Origin of the sequence: Streptomyces sp. NPDC001678 (assembly GCF_042892945.1) — a bacterium.
Lineage (GTDB): Bacteria > Actinomycetota > Actinomycetes > Streptomycetales > Streptomycetaceae > Streptomyces.
This window is the reverse complement of record NZ_JBIAUP010000006.1, coordinates 442468-456576: the sequence shown is the minus strand read 5'-3', so window position 1 is coordinate 456576 and position 14109 is coordinate 442468. Positions and strand designations below refer to the sequence as shown.

Genomic DNA, 14109 nt, shown 5'->3' with positions numbered 1-14109 from the left:
GGGCTGAGTTCACGCTCCGCCCCCCGGACCCCCGGTCCTCAAACGCCGGACGGGCTGGATTGGGGCGCCCTCACTCCACGAACAAGCCCCGCGCCGCCGCCCTCGCGTCGAACTCCTCCAGCCTTGCCTGCGCGTCCGGCAGCGCGTCGCACATCGCCTCCAGCAGCACCCGGCCCAGCAGCATCGGCGCGCACGCCGTGTCGAAGGCGAGGCCCGTGCCGACGGCGGCCGGCAGCAGGACGTCGCTGTGGCGGGCGACCGGCGCGAAGGTGGAGTCGGCGACGGTGACGACCGTCAGCCCCACCCCCCGCGCGTACTCCAGCGCCTCCACCACCTCGCGCGGATGGCGCGGCAGCGCGAAGCACAGCAGGGCGCTCGCCCCGGCGCGTACGGCCGCGTCGACGCGGTCGACGAGCAGCGTGCCGCCCTCGTCCAGCAACCGCACATCGGGGTGGACCTTGCGCGCGAAGTAGGCGAAGCCCGCCGCCTGGGCGGTCGCGGCCCGCAGGCCGAGGACCGGCAGGGGGCGTGAGGCGGCCAGCAGCCGGCCGGCCCGGGCGACGGGGGCCGGGTCGGCGAGCAGCGAGGCGAGGTGGCGGAGGTTGTCGATCTCGGCGTGCACGGCCTGCTGGTACTCGTTGTACGAGTCCTCGGCGGGCGCCTCGGCGGCGGGGACGACGTCGCGCAGGTGGCGGCGGAGCGCGGGGTAGCCGTCGAAGCCGAGGGCGACCGCGAAGCGGGTCACCGACGGCTGGCTGACGCCCGCGAGCTCGGCGAGTTCCACGCTGGAGAGGAACGGCGCGTCGGCCGCGCGGCGCACCATGCAGTGGGCGATGCGACGCTGCGTGGGCGTCAGCCGGTGCCCTTCGAAGAGCTTCTGCAGCCGCGCGGTGGCTTCCGGTTCGCCCCCGGTCCCGCTCATGGGCCCTCCTCGGTCAGTCATTCATCCGGCCCGCATCCTGCATGGAATTATGCAGGACGCGGCACCGGGGCCGCGCCTCACAGCGGAGCCACCGCCTCACAGCGGAGGCAGCAGCTTCTTCTGCGGCTTGCCCATCGCGTTGCGCGGCAACGCGTCCATGAAGCGGATCCGGCGCGGCCGCTTGTGCACGGACAGATGGCCCGCCACGAAGTCGATCAGCGCCTTCTCGTCGATCCCGTCGGCCACCACATAGGCGACGATCTCCTGCCCCAGGTCGTCGTGCGGCAGGCCGACGACCGCCGCCTCGCGGACCGCCGGGTGGTCCAGCAGGGCGTTCTCGACCTCGCCCGCGCCGATCCGGTAGCCACCGGACTTGATCAGGTCGGTGGAGGCCCGGCCCACGATGCGGTGGGTGCCGTCCTCCTCGATCGCGGCGATGTCGCCCGTGCGGAACCAGCCGTCGGCCGTGTACGCGGCCGCCGTCGCCTCCGGGCGGCCCAGGTAGCCGGCGAAGAGCGTCGGGCTGGACACCTCCAGCTCCCCGATGCCGCCCTCCTCCCCGGTCTCCACCACGCGGGTGCGCACGCCCGGCAGCGGCAGTCCCACCGAGCCGGGGCGGCGCTCGCCGTCCGCGCGGGCGGAGACGGTGATCAGGGTCTCCGTCATGCCGTAGCGCTCGACGGGGCGTTGCCCGGTGAGCGCCTCCAGGTCGCGGAAGACGGGCGCGGGCAGGGCGGCGCTGCCCGAGACCAGCAGCCGGGCGCCGGAGAGGGCGCGGGCGGCGGTGTGCTCGCGCACCACCCGCGACCAGACCGTCGGCACGCCGAAGTAGAGGCTGCCGTCCGCCGCCGCGTACGCCTCCGGCGTGGGGCGGCCGGTGTGGATCAGCCTGCAGCCGGTGCGCAGGGCGCCCAGCACGCCCAGCACGAGGCCGTGCACGTGGAAGAGCGGCAGGCCGTGCACGAGGGTGTCCTCGGCCGTCCACTTCCAGGCCTCGGCGAGCCCGTCCAGGCCCGCCGCGACGGCGCCGCGCGGGATGAGCGCGCCCTTGGGCGCGCCGGTGGTGCCGGAGGTGTAGAGCACGAGGGCGGTCGACTCCGGGTCCGGCTCGGGCGCGGACCAGGTGCCGCGCTCCCGTATGTCCACGGGGACGTCCTCGCCGAGGACGAGCCCGGCGCCGGAGTCGCGCAGGATGTGGCCGCGCTCGGCGGGCCCGGCGTCCGGCGGCAGCGGGACGACGGGCACCCCGGCGAGCAGCCCGCCGACGACGGCCACGACGGTCTCGGGCTCCGCCACCGCCCGTACGGCCACCGACGGCGCCCCGGCGATCCGGGCCGCCACCGCGCCCGCCGCGCCCAGGAGTTCCTCCCGTGACATCGGCCGTCCCGCGATGGTCAGGGCGTCCGGGCGGTCGGCGGCGTCCTGGGCGAGCAGGGACGACAGCAGGGGTTCGGGCACGGAATCGCTCCTTCCACGGGGCCCCGGCGGGCCGGGGGGCATCCCCTCTGCGGATACGGGTGCTGGCCCCACTGACGCGGGGTCCTCGCCGACCGTACCGTCATGGTCATGATGGCCCGTGACACCGATACCCCGAAGGACCCCGGTCGCGCCGACGACCCGGCCCTCGACCTGAAGAAGGACCCCGAACTGCGCCGGGAGCTGGACGCGACCGCGCACACGCTCAAGGAGCTCGGGCCCGAGTACGAGGCGGAGCTCATCGACTCCTTCCTGGAGAAGGTCGGGGAGCGCATCGACCGGCGGATGGACGCCACGGCGGACCGTCAGGTGCGGCGGCATCTCGCCGAGCGGCAGATGAGTGCGGCGCGGGGTGCGGCGGGGCGGCACCTGGGCGACGGGCCGCCCCCGGCCCTCGGGGGCTTCGGGCAGCGCTTCGGTTTCGCGGCGGTGTCGCTGGTGCTGGCGGTGCCGCTGTCGGCGATCGCCGCGTATCAGGCGCATCTGGCGGGGCTGGTGGTGACCTGGGTGGGGATCGTGGGGGTCAATGTCGCCCAGGCGCGGCGCCTGCCGCTCGGGCGCCGGGCGAACGAGCGGGAGCGGTCTCCCGCCGACGGGTGGGGCGCGTAAGCGTTCCGGTTCACCCGCGGGCCGGTGGGGGCTTGTCGCGCAGTTCCCCGCGCCCCTTACGGGGCGCCCCCGCAGGGCCCCGGCCGCGCGGCCCGGAGGAACGAGGGGCGCGGGGGCCGCCGCACCCCGGCCGGGGCCGGGGTCGGGACGACGGCGGTCCCCGCGGAGGACGCGGGCCGGATCCCGGGTGCCGGGATCCGGTGCCGCGTCCGGACGGCTCTGGAGTCCGGGAGCCGCTCCGGAGTTCCTGCCGCCTCGACACCCCTCACTATGCCGGTCCCGTGTTAAGTCCGTGCTGCGCGCACGTGACGCATACGTACCTTTTACGGACCGGTAGTTACCCCAATGGGCCTTACTTCGTTCCGCCGTTGCCGCTCTCGGCGAGGAACGCGAGCAGGTCCTGGCGGCTGACGACGCCCTTCGGCTTGCCCTCGACGATCACGATGGCCGCGTCCGCCGTGCCGAGGACGTTCATCAGGTCGCCGACCGGCTCGCCGGAGCCGACCTGCGGCAGCGGCGCGCTCATGTGCTTCTCCAGGGGGTCGGTCAGCGCGGCCCGCTGGGCGAACAGCGCGTCCAGCAGGTCGCGTTCGACGACCGAGCCGATGACCTCGGCCGCCATGACGTCGGGGTGACCGGCGCCGGGCTTGACGATGGGCATCTGCGAGACGCCGTACTCGCGCAGCACCTCGATGGCCTGACCGACCGTCTCCTCGGGGTGCATATGGACGAGCGAGGGGATGCCGCCGTCCTTGCGGCGCAGCACGTCGCCGACGCGGGCGGCGTCGCCGGGCTCCTCCAGGAAGCCGTAGTCGGCCATCCACTCGTCATTGAAGATCTTGCTCAGGTAGCCGCGGCCGCTGTCCGGCAGCAGCACCACGACGACGTCGTCCTCGCCGAGGTCCTTGGCGACGTGCAGGGCGCTGACGACCGCCATGCCGCAGGAGCCGCCGACCAGCAGGCCCTCCTCCTTGGCGAGTCGGCGCGTCATCTGGAAGGCGTCCTTGTCGGAGACCGCGACGATCTCGTCGGTCACCGTGCCGTCGTAGGCGGTGGGCCAGAAGTCCTCGCCGACGCCCTCGATCAGGTACGGGCGGCCCGAACCGCCGCTGTACACCGAGCCCTCGGGGTCGGAGCCGATGACCTTGACCTTGCCGCCGCTGATCTCCTTCAGGTACCGGCCGGTGCCGCTGATCGTGCCGCCCGTGCCCACGCCTGCGACGAAGTGGGTGATCTTCCCCTCGGTCTGCTCCCAGAGCTCCGGACCGGTGGAGTGGTAGTGCGAGAGCGGGTTGTTGGGGTTGCTGTACTGGTCGGGCTTCCAGGCGTTGGGCGTCTCGCGCACCAGGCGGTCGGAGACGTTGTAGTACGAGTCCGGGTGCTCGGGGTCGACGGCGGTCGGGCAGACGACGACCTCCGCCCCGTACGCGCGCAGTACGTTGATCTTGTCCTGGGAAACCTTGTCAGGGCAGACGAAGATGCACTTGTAGCCCTTCTGCTGCGCCACGATCGCCAGACCCACGCCCGTGTTGCCCGAGGTGGGCTCCACGATCGTGCCGCCCGGCTTGAGCTCGCCGGACTTCTCGGCCGCCTCGATCATCCGCACGGCGATGCGGTCCTTCACCGAACCACCGGGGTTGAAGTACTCCACCTTGGCGAGCACGGTCGCCTTGATGCCTTCGGTCACATGGTTGAGCTTCACGAGCGGGGTGTTGCCAACGAGCTCAATCATCGAATCGTGATACTGCACGGTGATCTCCGCGGTCGGGGGCACTAGCGGTTCGTCGCGTGCCCATACCGCCAGCCTAGAGCGCCTCCGGCCGCTCCAACGGCGCGTTGCGGAGGCGAGTGCGCGGGGCAACCTGCTCATAGCGCGCACTCGCAAGGGTGCGCCGGATTCATGAAGCTTTTGTGAAGCGTTTGTAAACCGTCTTTCGGAGCGCTGAGGAGCGCTGAGGAGGCTGTCCGGTGTCCATGCTGAGGGCGAGGGCCGCGCGGCGGATCGCGGCCGCTGCGGCATACGGAGGCGGTGGGGTCGGCCTGCTCGGCGGGGCGGCGCTCGGGGTGCTGATCACGGAGGTGGCGCTGGCCCGGCGGGTCGTCGGCGGGGCCGGCGGCACCCCGCCGCACGCGGACGGCCGCTACGGCTCCTCGTTCGTCCACGGGCCGGGGCGGGAGCCGCTGCTGCTGGGGGTGCTGGGCGACTCCACGGCGGCGGGCCAGGGGGTGCACCGGCCCCGGCAGACCCCGGGCGCGCTGCTGGCCTCGGGGCTCGCGGCGGTCGCGGAACGGCCCGTGGAGCTGCGCAACGTGGCGCTGTCCGGGGCGCAGTCCTACGACCTGGAGCGGCAGGTCACCCAGATCCTCTGCGATCCGGAGCGGATCCCGGACGTCTGCGTGATCATGATCGGGGCGAACGACGTCACCCACCGGGTGCCCGCCACCCGCTCCGTCCGGCTGCTCACGGAGGCCGTGCGCAGACTGCGGGAGGCCGGGTGCGAGGTGGTGGTCGGCACCTGCCCCGACCTGGGCACGATCGAGCCCGTCTACCAGCCGCTGCGCTGGCTGGCCCGGCGGCTGAGCCGGCAGCTGGCGGCCGCGCAGACGATCGGGGTGCTGTCGGCGGGCGGCCGGACGGTCTCGCTGGGCGATCTGCTGGGGCCGGAGTTCGAGGCCAACCCCCGGGAGCTGTTCGGGCCCGACAACTACCACCCGTCGGCCGAGGGTTACGCGACGGCGGCCATGGCCGTGCTGCCCACGCTCTGCGCGGTGCTGGGGCTCTGGCCGGAGGAGGAGGAGCGGCCGGACGCGGCGCGCCGCGAGGGCATCCTGCCGCTGGCCCGGGCGGCCGCCGAGGCGGCCGCGGAGGGCGGCACGGAGGTCACGGCCCGGGGCCGCTGGGCGCTGCTCAAGCACCGCAAGCGGCGGCGGCTGCCGATGGGGGCGGAGGCCGCTCCGAACGGGGAGCGGCCCGCCCATACTGGAAAGAGTCCGGCGTCACAGCCCGGAGACCGTGACCCGGGACGTACTTGCGGGTAACTTCCGGGGAGTCTTCGTTCCCGCGCAACTGGAGCCGTGTGATGCCCGAAGCCGTGATCGTCTCTACCGCCCGCTCCCCCATCGGTCGCGCCTTCAAGGGCTCCCTGAAGGAGCTGCGGCCCGACGACCTCACCGCCACGATCATCCAGGCCGCGCTCGCCAAGGTCCCCGGGCTCGACCCGCGCGACATCGACGACCTGATGCTCGGCTGCGGTCTGCCCGGCGGCGAGCAGGGCCACAACCTGGCGCGCATCGTGGCCGTGCAGATGGGCATGGACCACCTGCCCGCCACCACGATCACCCGCTACTGCGCCTCGTCCCTCCAGACCTCCCGGATGGCGCTGCACGCCATCAAGGCCGGCGAGGGCGACGTCTTCCTCTCGGCGGGCGTCGAGATGGTCTCCCGGTCCGTCAACGGCTCCTCCGACGGCATGCCCGGCACCCACAACCCGCTCTTCGCCGACGCCGAGGCCCGTACGGCCGCCCGCGCCGAGCAGGGCGGCGAGGGCTGGCACGACCCGCGCGAGGACGGCCTGGTCCCGGACGCGTACATCGCGATGGGCCAGACCGCCGAGAACCTGGCCCGCCTCAAGGGCGTCACCCGCGAGGAGATGGACGAGTTCGGCGTCCGTTCGCAGAACCTCGCCGAGGAGGCCATCAAGAAGGGCTTCTGGGAGCGCGAGATCACCCCGGTGACGCTGCCCGACGGCACGGTCGTCTCCAAGGACGACGGCCCGCGCGCGGGCGTCACCGTGGAGGGCGTCGCGGGCCTCAAGCCCGCCTTCCGCCCCGACGGCCTGATCACGGCGGGCAACTGCTGCCCGCTCAACGACGGCGCCGCCGCCGTGGTGATCATGTCCGACACCAAGGCGCGCGAGCTGGGCCTGACCCCGCTGGCCCGGATCGTCTCGACGGGCGTCTCCGCGCTCTCCCCCGAGATCATGGGCTACGGCCCGGTGGAGGCCAGCAAGCAGGCCCTGCGGCGGGCGGGGCTGACCATCGGCGACATCGACCTGGTCGAGATCAACGAGGCGTTCGCCGCGCAGGTCATCCCCTCCTACCGCGACCTGGGCATCGACATCGACAAGCTCAACGTCAACGGCGGCGCCATCGCCATCGGCCACCCCTTCGGCATGACGGGCGCCCGCATCACTGGCACGCTCATCAACTCGCTCCAGTTCCACGACAAGCAGTTCGGCCTGGAGACGATGTGCGTGGGCGGCGGCCAGGGCATGGCGATGGTGATCGAGCGGCTGAGCTAATCGGCAAGCGGCAACTGCCAATAGCAACGTTCGGCCACCTTGCCGGAACGTGACCCAATCTCCCCCAGGATGTGACCAACATCCCGGGGGAGATTCGTTTCCCCAGGTCAGGGTGGTTGAAGGAAGAACGTCCGGGCCCTTGGTCCCGTCCGTTTACTGACGTTTTGCACTGTGGGCCTCCAAAGGCATGCGCGAAGCTGGGGTAGGAATTCGGGGGATCCAAGCAACCGGGAGTACGTCAGTGAGCGCCATGTCCCTTGCCCTGCTGCTGGGCGCTGCCGCCGCCACGGCCGCGGGCGCCGCCGCCCTGCACAGCACTCGCGGTCTGCGCCGGCAGATCACCGCCCTGCGCGAGGAACTGGCCGCCACCACGGCCGGCGCCGCCGCGCGCGGTGCCGTGCCCGCCGCCCGTACCGCCCCCGTCGCGGAGCTCTCCGAGATACGCGCGGCCGTCGCCGACGCGCTCGCGGAGGAGCGGGAGCGCGAGCTGGCCGAGGCCCGGGCGTTCTGGGCCGCCCAGGAGGCCCGCGACCTGGCCGGGGCCGCCGACGCGCCCGCCCTGCCGCTGGTCCTGCCCGGCCTCGACGACGCCCTGTTCCTGCCCCGCCAGGCCGACCTCGCCGGGCTGGACCTCACCGAGCTGGACCCGCTGGCCGACCTCGAGGCGGAGGCCGCGGACTCCCCCGAGCTGGCGGCGGCCCGCCGCCGCCACCCCTCGCACCCCGACTTCACCCCCATGGCCCCGTCCGTCACCGACCACGAGCGCACGGTCGAGCGCCTCACCGAGCTCGCCGACGACGGCGTGCCGCTCACGGACGTCCGCCCCGGCCCGCTGGGCACCCTCGACGTCTATGTCTTCGCCGACGGCACCACGGTCTGCATGACCCCCGGGCACCGCGAGACCGCCGAGCGCCTCGCCGAAGCCCTGCGGGCCGGTGACGCGCCCGTCCTGCTGGGCGGCTCCGGGGTCTCCGGCGCCTACGCGCTGACCTTCGAGTGCGCGTCGGGCACGGTCTACGTCCTGGCCGACCGCGTCATCGCGTCGCTGTAGTCGCTGTCACAGCCCGCAGCGCCCCGCGGCCTCCTCGATCAGGCCCACGGCCCGGGTCACCCCTTCGGCGACCCCGCCGGAGGCGAGCAGCGCTTCGGCCAAATCATGGCCGGCCACCGCCACTTGATCGGCCACCGCGAACATCCCGGCGTCCGGCATCTCCCGTACCGCCGGGGCGTCCGGCTCCTCGATCCGCTGGGTCCACGCGGCCAGCTCCCGGGCCAGGGCCAGCGCTTCCGCCGCCGCGCCCCGGCTCAGCCGGGACTGGGGCAGGGTCCGCAGCCGGTCGGCGAAGGTGTCCACGGCGGCCAGAAGAGGTGTCACATCATCCACGCCATGAGACTATGCGCCGCCCGCCGACTGTTGCCAACGCTTGAACACTCGGGCACGGTGACATGAAGGACCATCATTCGACGCGTCCGGAGGCGCCGATGTCCCACGTCTTCTCCGACGAGACCCACCGGAACCTGCTCTCCCGAATCCCCCAGTGCACCGGCCGCGAAGTCGCGGACTGGCTGCGCACGGTCGAAGAAGGCCCCTCCCTGTTCCGTTTCGAGGAGAAGGTCAGCTGGCTGCGCGGCGAGCACAATCTCGCCTACGGCCACGCGAAGGCCATCGTCCACGAGTACGACCTCCGACGAGCGGCGCGAAAGCTGGGCTGAACCACGCGCCACGCGCGAACGGAACAGGCCCGGGAAGGCGATGCCTTCCCGGGCCTGTCATGCCGTGGATATATCCAGATATACCCGAGCGGGGTTTTAGTCGTTGTTCAGGATCGCGATGATCCGGAGAATCTCCGTGTAGATCCAGACGAGCGACAGCGTCAGGCCGAAGGCCGCCAGCCAGGACTCCTCGCGGGGAGCGCCATAGGCCACGCCGTCCTCGATCTGCTTGAAGTCCAGCGCCAGGTAGGCCGCACCGAGCAGCACACCGACGACGCCGACCGCGATACCGAGACCGCCGCTGCGGAAGCCCAGACCGTCACCGCCGCCGAAGACCGCGAACAGGGAGTTCGCGACCATCAGCAGAAGGAAGCCGATCGAGGCGCCGATCACAAAGCGCGTGAAGCGCCGGTCGACCCGGATGATCCGGGTGCGGTAGGCGATCAGGACACCCGCGAAGACGGCCATCGTGCCGAGCACGGCCTGCATCGGGGCGCCGTAGGCGACCGCGTTGTAGTACTTGCTGATCACGCCGAGGAACAGGCCCTCGAAGGCCGCGTAGGCCAGGATCAGCGCCGGGGAGGGCTTGGCCTTGAACGACTGGATCAGGCCCAGCACCATGGCGACGATCGCCGCGCCGAAGCCCACGCCGACGGGCAGCGAGAGCGCCCAGGCGGCGCCGGCCGCGACGATCACCGTGCCCAGCGTGATGCCGGTCTTCGTGACGACGTCGTCGATCGTCATCCGGCCGGTGGCCCGCGCCGGTGCCTGCAGGCCCTGCTGGAGATCCGGCCCGCCCTGCGCGTACGGGTTCGTCGCGTAGGGGTTGCTGGGCTGGGCGTACGGGTTCCCGGCGTACTGGTCGCTCGCGTACGGGTTCCCCTGGGACGCGGCCCCGGCCTGCGCCCCCGCGCCGAAGCCCGCGTAACCGCTGTTGTCGCGGCTGAACCCCCGTCGCGAGAAGACCGGGTTGCTGCTCCTCATCTCACTCCTCCGTGGCCACCCTGCGCGGCCTTGGCGTCAAGGGTAATGGGCGAGCAAAGAAAAGGCCCTCCTGCTACGGGACGATCTTTTCTCTGCCGGACCCCGTACCGGACAACGCGATCCGGAGGCGACCGGTTCCGGGAGAACCGCGAAATGCGGCACTCTTAACGCGATGCCGACGGCAATACGGCTCTCGCGGAGTGATCGCACAGTGATCGCGGAACGATCGTGAAGTGATGAGGTGCCCGGAGCCGGACTTGAACCGGCACGGCCCGAAGGGCCAGCGAGGTTTAAGCTCGCCGTGTCTGCATTCCACCATCCGGGCGGGGGGCTCTCGGGCAGCCCGGCGGTGAGGCGCGCGAGCCTCCCCATCAAGGAGAGCAGCACGAGCCTAGCCGGGGCACGCCCCCCAAACAGCGGAACATCGACCCGAGGTTGTCTTATTTTATGGGCAACTGAGCCCCCGTCAGTGCCTGGATGACGCCTTTGGCACATGCCAGGGGCCGATCTCCGCCGTTCACCACCCCGCCCTCACGGTGAACCGGAATTGTCGCAATCTCGTCGCCCTCGGTAAGGGTCTGTCTCCTACCCAGGGATGACAGGGCCCTCCCGGCATACCTCCGGAGGCTGTCCCGGGAACGGGAGCTACGGCTGATCCGGGCGGCCGAAGCGCATCGGACCATGGTGTACGTGCCCTGAATCCGTGGACGACGAGTCCCGGAGCCCGCCGTCCCGACAGGAGAGGCCCCACCGTGACCACCATGCCCTTCGGCGCCCCGACCGCCGTCCGCAGCACCGCTGTGGCCGCCCGCGCCACGGACCTGACCAAGGTCTACGGCCAGGGCGAGACCCAGGTGGTCGCGCTGGACGCCGTCTCCGTGGACTTCCGGCAGGCCGAGTTCACCGCCATCATGGGCCCCTCCGGCTCCGGCAAGTCCACGCTCATGCACTGCATGGCCGGTCTCGACTCCGTCTCCGGCGGCTCGGCCCGCATCGGCGACGTCGAGCTCACCGCGCTGAACGACAAGAAGCTCACCCGGCTCCGCCGCGACAAGATCGGCTTCATCTTCCAGGCCTTCAACCTGCTGCCGACGCTCACCGCCCTGGAGAACATCACGCTCCCCATGGACATCGCCGGCCGCAAGCCCGACCAGCAGTGGCTGAACATGGTCGTCGACACCGTCGGCCTCTCCGGGCGCCTCAAGCACCGCCCGAACCAGCTCTCCGGAGGCCAGCAGCAGCGTGTCGCCGTGGCCCGCGCCCTGGCGGGCCGGCCGGAGATCATGTTCGCCGACGAGCCCACCGGAAACCTCGACTCCCGCTCCGGCGCCGAGGTCCTCGGCTTCCTGCGCAACTCCGTGCGCGAGCTCGGCCAGACCGTCGTCATGGTCACCCACGACCCGGTCGCCGCCTCCTACGCGGACCGCGTGATCTTCCTGGCCGACGGCCGGATCGTCGACGAGATGCGCGAGCCCACCGCCGACGCCGTGCTCGACCGCATGAAGCGGTTCGACGCCAAGGGCCGCACGAGCTGATCCCCGCCGGACTCGAACTTCAGGACTGAACCCCATGTTCCGCACCGCGCTGCGCAATGTGCTCGCGCACAAGGCCCGGCTGCTGATGACCGTCCTCGCCGTCATGCTCGGCGTGGCCTTCGTCTCCGGCACCCTGGTCTTCACCTCGACCATCTCCGACGCCTACCAGAAGAGCTCCCAAAAGGGCTTCACGAACGTCGACGTCGCCGTCCAGCCCCACAAGGAGAGCCGCGACCAGGACGTCCCCGGCGCCGCTCCCCGGCTGACGCAGGACCTCCTCGACCGAGCGGCGAAGGTTCCCGGCGCCGCCTCCGCCACCGGCTCCGTCAGCGGCTTCGCGGCGATCGCCGACAAGCAGGGCAAGCTGATAGGCAAGGGCTTCTCCTCGTCCGGCGCCAACTACTACGCGGGCTCCGGCGGCAAGGACGCCCGCTACCCGATGAAGACCGGCCGCGCCCCCCAGGGCGCCGGCGAGATCGCCCTCGACGCGAAGACCGCCGACCGGGCCGGCTACAAGGTCGGCGACACCGTCCGGATCTCCGTCGACGGCCCCGTCCTCCAGCAGAAGATCAGCGGCATCTTCACCACCGACGACGGCAACGTCTCCGCCGGCGGCAGCCTCGCCCTGTTCGACACCGCCACCGCCCAGAAGCTCTACGGCAAGCCCGGCGGCTTCGACGAGATCGACGTCAAGGCCGCCGCGGGCACCTCCCAGGCCGCCCTGAAGTCCTCGATCGAGAAGATCCTCCCCAAGGACACCGAGGCCACCACCGGCCAGCAGCTCGCGGACGAGCAGAGCAAGGTGATCTCCCAGTCCATGGACGGGATGCGGACCACCCTGCTGATCTTCGCGGGCATCGCCCTGTTCGTCGGCATCTTCATCATCGCCAACACCTTCACCATGCTGGTCGCCCAGCGCACCAAGGAACTGGCCCTGCTGCGCGCCGTCGGCGCGAGCCGCCGCCAGGTCACCCGCTCGGTGCTCATCGAGGCGTTCGTCGTGGGCACCGTCGCCGGTGTGACCGGCCTGGTCGCGGGCATCGGCATCGGCGCCGGCCTGCGCTCGCTGATCGGCGGCACGGGCGCCACCATCCCGGACGGCCCGCTGGTCATCTCCCCCAGCACCATCCTGGTCTCGATGGTCGTCGGCATCGTCGTCACCATGCTCGCCGCCTGGCTGCCCGGACGCCGCGCCGCGAAGATCCCCCCGGTCGCCGCGATGAACAGCGTCCACGCCGTGGCCACCACCAAGTCCCTGGTCGTCCGCAACTCCATCGGCGGCGTCATCACCGCCATCGGTGCCGCGCTCGTCCTGACCGCCACCAGCTCGTCCATGATGGGCCTGGGCGCGGGCCTGGTCCTCATCGGCGTGTTCGTGCTGACGCCGCTGCTGTCCCGCCCGCTGATCGCCGCCGCGGGGCCGCTGCTGCGCCCCTTCGGGATGACCGGCAAGCTCGCCCGGCAGAACGCGGTCCGCAACCCGCGCCGCACCGCCGCCACCGCCTCCGCGCTGATGATCGGCCTCACCCTGATCACCGGTCTGACCGTGATCGCCGGCAGCATGCAGCAGGCCATCGACAAGATGGCCACGGGCTCCCTCAAGGCCGACTACGTCGTCTCCATGGCCAGCATGACCCCGCTGTCCACCGATGTGGAGAAGAAGCTCGCCGGCCACCCGGACGTCGTCGCCTCCAGCCCGCTGCGCTCCTCCCCGGCCCGGATCAACGGCGAGTACCAGAGCCTCACGGGCGTCAACGGCAAGGACATGGGCAAGCTGACGAACCTGGACTTCACGTCGGGCTCGTTCGCCGGCCTCTCCGGTGACAAGGTCCTCGTGGACGACGCCACGGCCCGTACCAAGCACTGGAAGCTCGGCTCCTCCTTCGACGTCACCTTCGAGGACGGCAAGAAGGGCAAGCTGACGGTCGGCGGCGTCTACAAGGGCAACGACCTGATGCGCGGCGTCTGGATCGACGCCCCGACCCTGGCCCCCCACCAGAAGCAGGTCGACGACCGTCAGGTGATGGTCAAGGTCAAGGGCGGCGCCGACGAGAAGGTCAAGGACTCCCTCGCCAAGACCCTCGGCGACAACCCCGCCATCCAGATCCAGACCAAGCAGGACATCTCCGACGGCATCTCCAAGGCCATCGGCCTGCTGCTGAACATGCTCTACGGCCTGCTGGCCATGGCCGTGGTCGTCGCCGTCCTCGGCGTCATCAACACCCTGGCGATGTCCGTCTTCGAGCGTCAGCAGGAGATCGGCATGCTCCGCGCCATCGGCCTGGACCGCAAGGGCATCAAGCGGATGGTGCGCCTGGAGTCGCTGATCATCTCGCTCTTCGGCGGTGTGATGGGCATCGGCCTGGGCGTCTTCTTCGGCTGGGCCGCGGGCGACCTCATCAAGAAGGCCGTGAGCACCTACGAGCTGGTCCTGCCCTGGGACCGGATGGGCCTCTTCCTGCTGCTGGCCGCGGTGGTCGGCGTGCTGGCCGCGCTGTGGCCCGCCCGCCGGGCGGCCAAGCTCAACATGCTGTCGGCCATCAAGGCCGAGTAGCCTCCGCCCCCCGAG

At 71.6% G+C, this 14109-nt stretch carries 12 protein-coding genes and 1 tRNA gene; 7 read left to right on the top strand and 6 right to left on the bottom strand.

Going from position 1 to position 14109, the window contains the following annotated elements; translation table 11 throughout:
* Positions 1 to 70: 70 nt before the first annotated feature.
* Both ACFYZR_RS16300 and ACFYZR_RS16295 read right to left on the bottom strand, forming a co-directional pair.
* A complete protein-coding gene (locus ACFYZR_RS16300; protein ID WP_391910574.1) occupies positions 71 to 922 on the bottom strand; it encodes a MurR/RpiR family transcriptional regulator in 852 nt (283 codons plus the stop codon).
* Positions 923 to 1018: 96 nt separating this feature from the next.
* Positions 1019 to 2380, bottom strand: a complete 1362-nt coding sequence (locus ACFYZR_RS16295) for an acyl-CoA synthetase (RefSeq protein WP_391910572.1) — start codon at positions 2378 to 2380, stop codon at positions 1019 to 1021.
* Between the two features lie 108 nt (positions 2381 to 2488).
* Here ACFYZR_RS16295 and ACFYZR_RS16290 point away from each other — a divergent pair, with 108 nt between their 5' ends.
* Entirely contained in the window at positions 2489 to 3007 is a 519-nt protein-coding gene (locus ACFYZR_RS16290; protein ID WP_391910570.1) for a hypothetical protein, read from the top strand.
* Positions 3008 to 3359: 352 nt separating this feature from the next.
* Here the strand turns inward: ACFYZR_RS16290 and ACFYZR_RS16285 are convergent, their stop codons facing one another.
* Positions 3360 to 4757, bottom strand: a complete 1398-nt coding sequence (locus tag ACFYZR_RS16285) for a cystathionine beta-synthase (protein WP_391910568.1) — start codon at positions 4755 to 4757, stop codon at positions 3360 to 3362.
* 224 nt (positions 4758 to 4981) lie between these two features.
* Here ACFYZR_RS16285 and ACFYZR_RS16280 point away from each other — a divergent pair, with 224 nt between their 5' ends.
* The 3 genes from ACFYZR_RS16280 to ACFYZR_RS16270 all read left to right on the top strand — a co-directional run bounded on the left by ACFYZR_RS16280 (position 4982) and on the right by ACFYZR_RS16270 (position 8359).
* The gene (locus tag ACFYZR_RS16280; protein ID WP_391910712.1) at positions 4982 to 6046 is read left to right on the top strand and encodes an SGNH/GDSL hydrolase family protein; all 1065 of its coding nucleotides are present in this window, start codon (positions 4982 to 4984) and stop codon (positions 6044 to 6046) included.
* Between the two features lie 41 nt (positions 6047 to 6087).
* On the top strand, positions 6088 to 7308 hold the full coding sequence (locus ACFYZR_RS16275; RefSeq protein ID WP_391910566.1) for an acetyl-CoA C-acetyltransferase: 1221 nt from the start codon (positions 6088 to 6090) through the stop codon (positions 7306 to 7308).
* A 241-nt stretch (positions 7309 to 7549) separates the two neighbouring features.
* A complete protein-coding gene (locus tag ACFYZR_RS16270) occupies positions 7550 to 8359 on the top strand; it encodes a hypothetical protein (protein WP_391910565.1) in 810 nt (269 codons plus the stop codon).
* Between the two features lie 6 nt (positions 8360 to 8365).
* Here ACFYZR_RS16270 and ACFYZR_RS16265 read toward each other — a convergent pair whose 3' ends face one another.
* The gene (locus ACFYZR_RS16265; protein WP_391910563.1) at positions 8366 to 8692 is read right to left on the bottom strand and encodes a hypothetical protein; all 327 of its coding nucleotides are present in this window, start codon (positions 8690 to 8692) and stop codon (positions 8366 to 8368) included.
* 98 nt (positions 8693 to 8790) lie between these two features.
* Between ACFYZR_RS16265 and ACFYZR_RS16260 the strand changes: the two genes are divergently transcribed.
* Positions 8791 to 9021 carry a DUF4287 domain-containing protein gene (locus tag ACFYZR_RS16260; RefSeq protein ID WP_229353983.1) on the top strand — a complete coding sequence of 77 codons (231 nt, stop codon included), beginning with the start codon at positions 8791 to 8793 and terminating at the stop codon, positions 9019 to 9021.
* 96 nt (positions 9022 to 9117) lie between these two features.
* Here the strand turns inward: ACFYZR_RS16260 and ACFYZR_RS16255 are convergent, their stop codons facing one another.
* Both ACFYZR_RS16255 and ACFYZR_RS16250 read right to left on the bottom strand, forming a co-directional pair.
* Complete coding sequence (locus tag ACFYZR_RS16255; RefSeq protein ID WP_391910561.1) at positions 9118 to 10005, bottom strand: Bax inhibitor-1/YccA family protein; 888 nt, start codon at positions 10003 to 10005, stop codon at positions 9118 to 9120.
* A gap of 242 nt (positions 10006 to 10247) precedes the next feature.
* Positions 10248 to 10330, bottom strand: a tRNA-Leu gene (locus ACFYZR_RS16250).
* 436 nt (positions 10331 to 10766) lie between these two features.
* On the opposite strand from ACFYZR_RS16250, the gene ACFYZR_RS16245 reads away from it, so the two are divergent.
* Both ACFYZR_RS16245 and ACFYZR_RS16240 read left to right on the top strand, forming a co-directional pair.
* Positions 10767 to 11540 carry an ABC transporter ATP-binding protein gene (locus ACFYZR_RS16245; protein ID WP_391910710.1) on the top strand — a complete coding sequence of 258 codons (774 nt, stop codon included), beginning with the start codon at positions 10767 to 10769 and terminating at the stop codon, positions 11538 to 11540.
* Between the two features lie 34 nt (positions 11541 to 11574).
* Positions 11575 to 14094 (top strand): ABC transporter permease, encoded by a 2520-nt coding sequence (locus tag ACFYZR_RS16240; RefSeq protein WP_391910559.1) that lies wholly within the window; start codon positions 11575 to 11577, stop codon positions 14092 to 14094.
* Positions 14095 to 14109: the final 15 nt, after the last annotated feature.

Bases quoted from the DNA above. Each gene is read 5' to 3' on its own strand.
- ACFYZR_RS16300 (WP_391910574.1), bottom strand. From the start codon at position 922: ATGAGCGGGACCGGGGGCGAACCGGAAGCCACCGCGCGGCTGCAGAAG.
- ACFYZR_RS16290 (WP_391910570.1), top strand. From the start codon at position 2,489: ATGATGGCCCGTGACACCGATACCCCGAAGGACCCCGGTCGCGCCGAC.
- ACFYZR_RS16280 (WP_391910712.1), top strand. From the start codon at position 4,982: ATGCTGAGGGCGAGGGCCGCGCGGCGGATCGCGGCCGCTGCGGCATAC.
- ACFYZR_RS16275 (WP_391910566.1), top strand. From the start codon at position 6,088: ATGCCCGAAGCCGTGATCGTCTCTACCGCCCGCTCCCCCATCGGTCGC.
- ACFYZR_RS16260 (WP_229353983.1), top strand. From the start codon at position 8,791: ATGTCCCACGTCTTCTCCGACGAGACCCACCGGAACCTGCTCTCCCGA.
- ACFYZR_RS16255 (WP_391910561.1), bottom strand. From the start codon at position 10,005: ATGAGGAGCAGCAACCCGGTCTTCTCGCGACGGGGGTTCAGCCGCGAC.
- ACFYZR_RS16245 (WP_391910710.1), top strand. From the start codon at position 10,767: ATGCCCTTCGGCGCCCCGACCGCCGTCCGCAGCACCGCTGTGGCCGCC.
- ACFYZR_RS16240 (WP_391910559.1), top strand. From the start codon at position 11,575: ATGTTCCGCACCGCGCTGCGCAATGTGCTCGCGCACAAGGCCCGGCTG.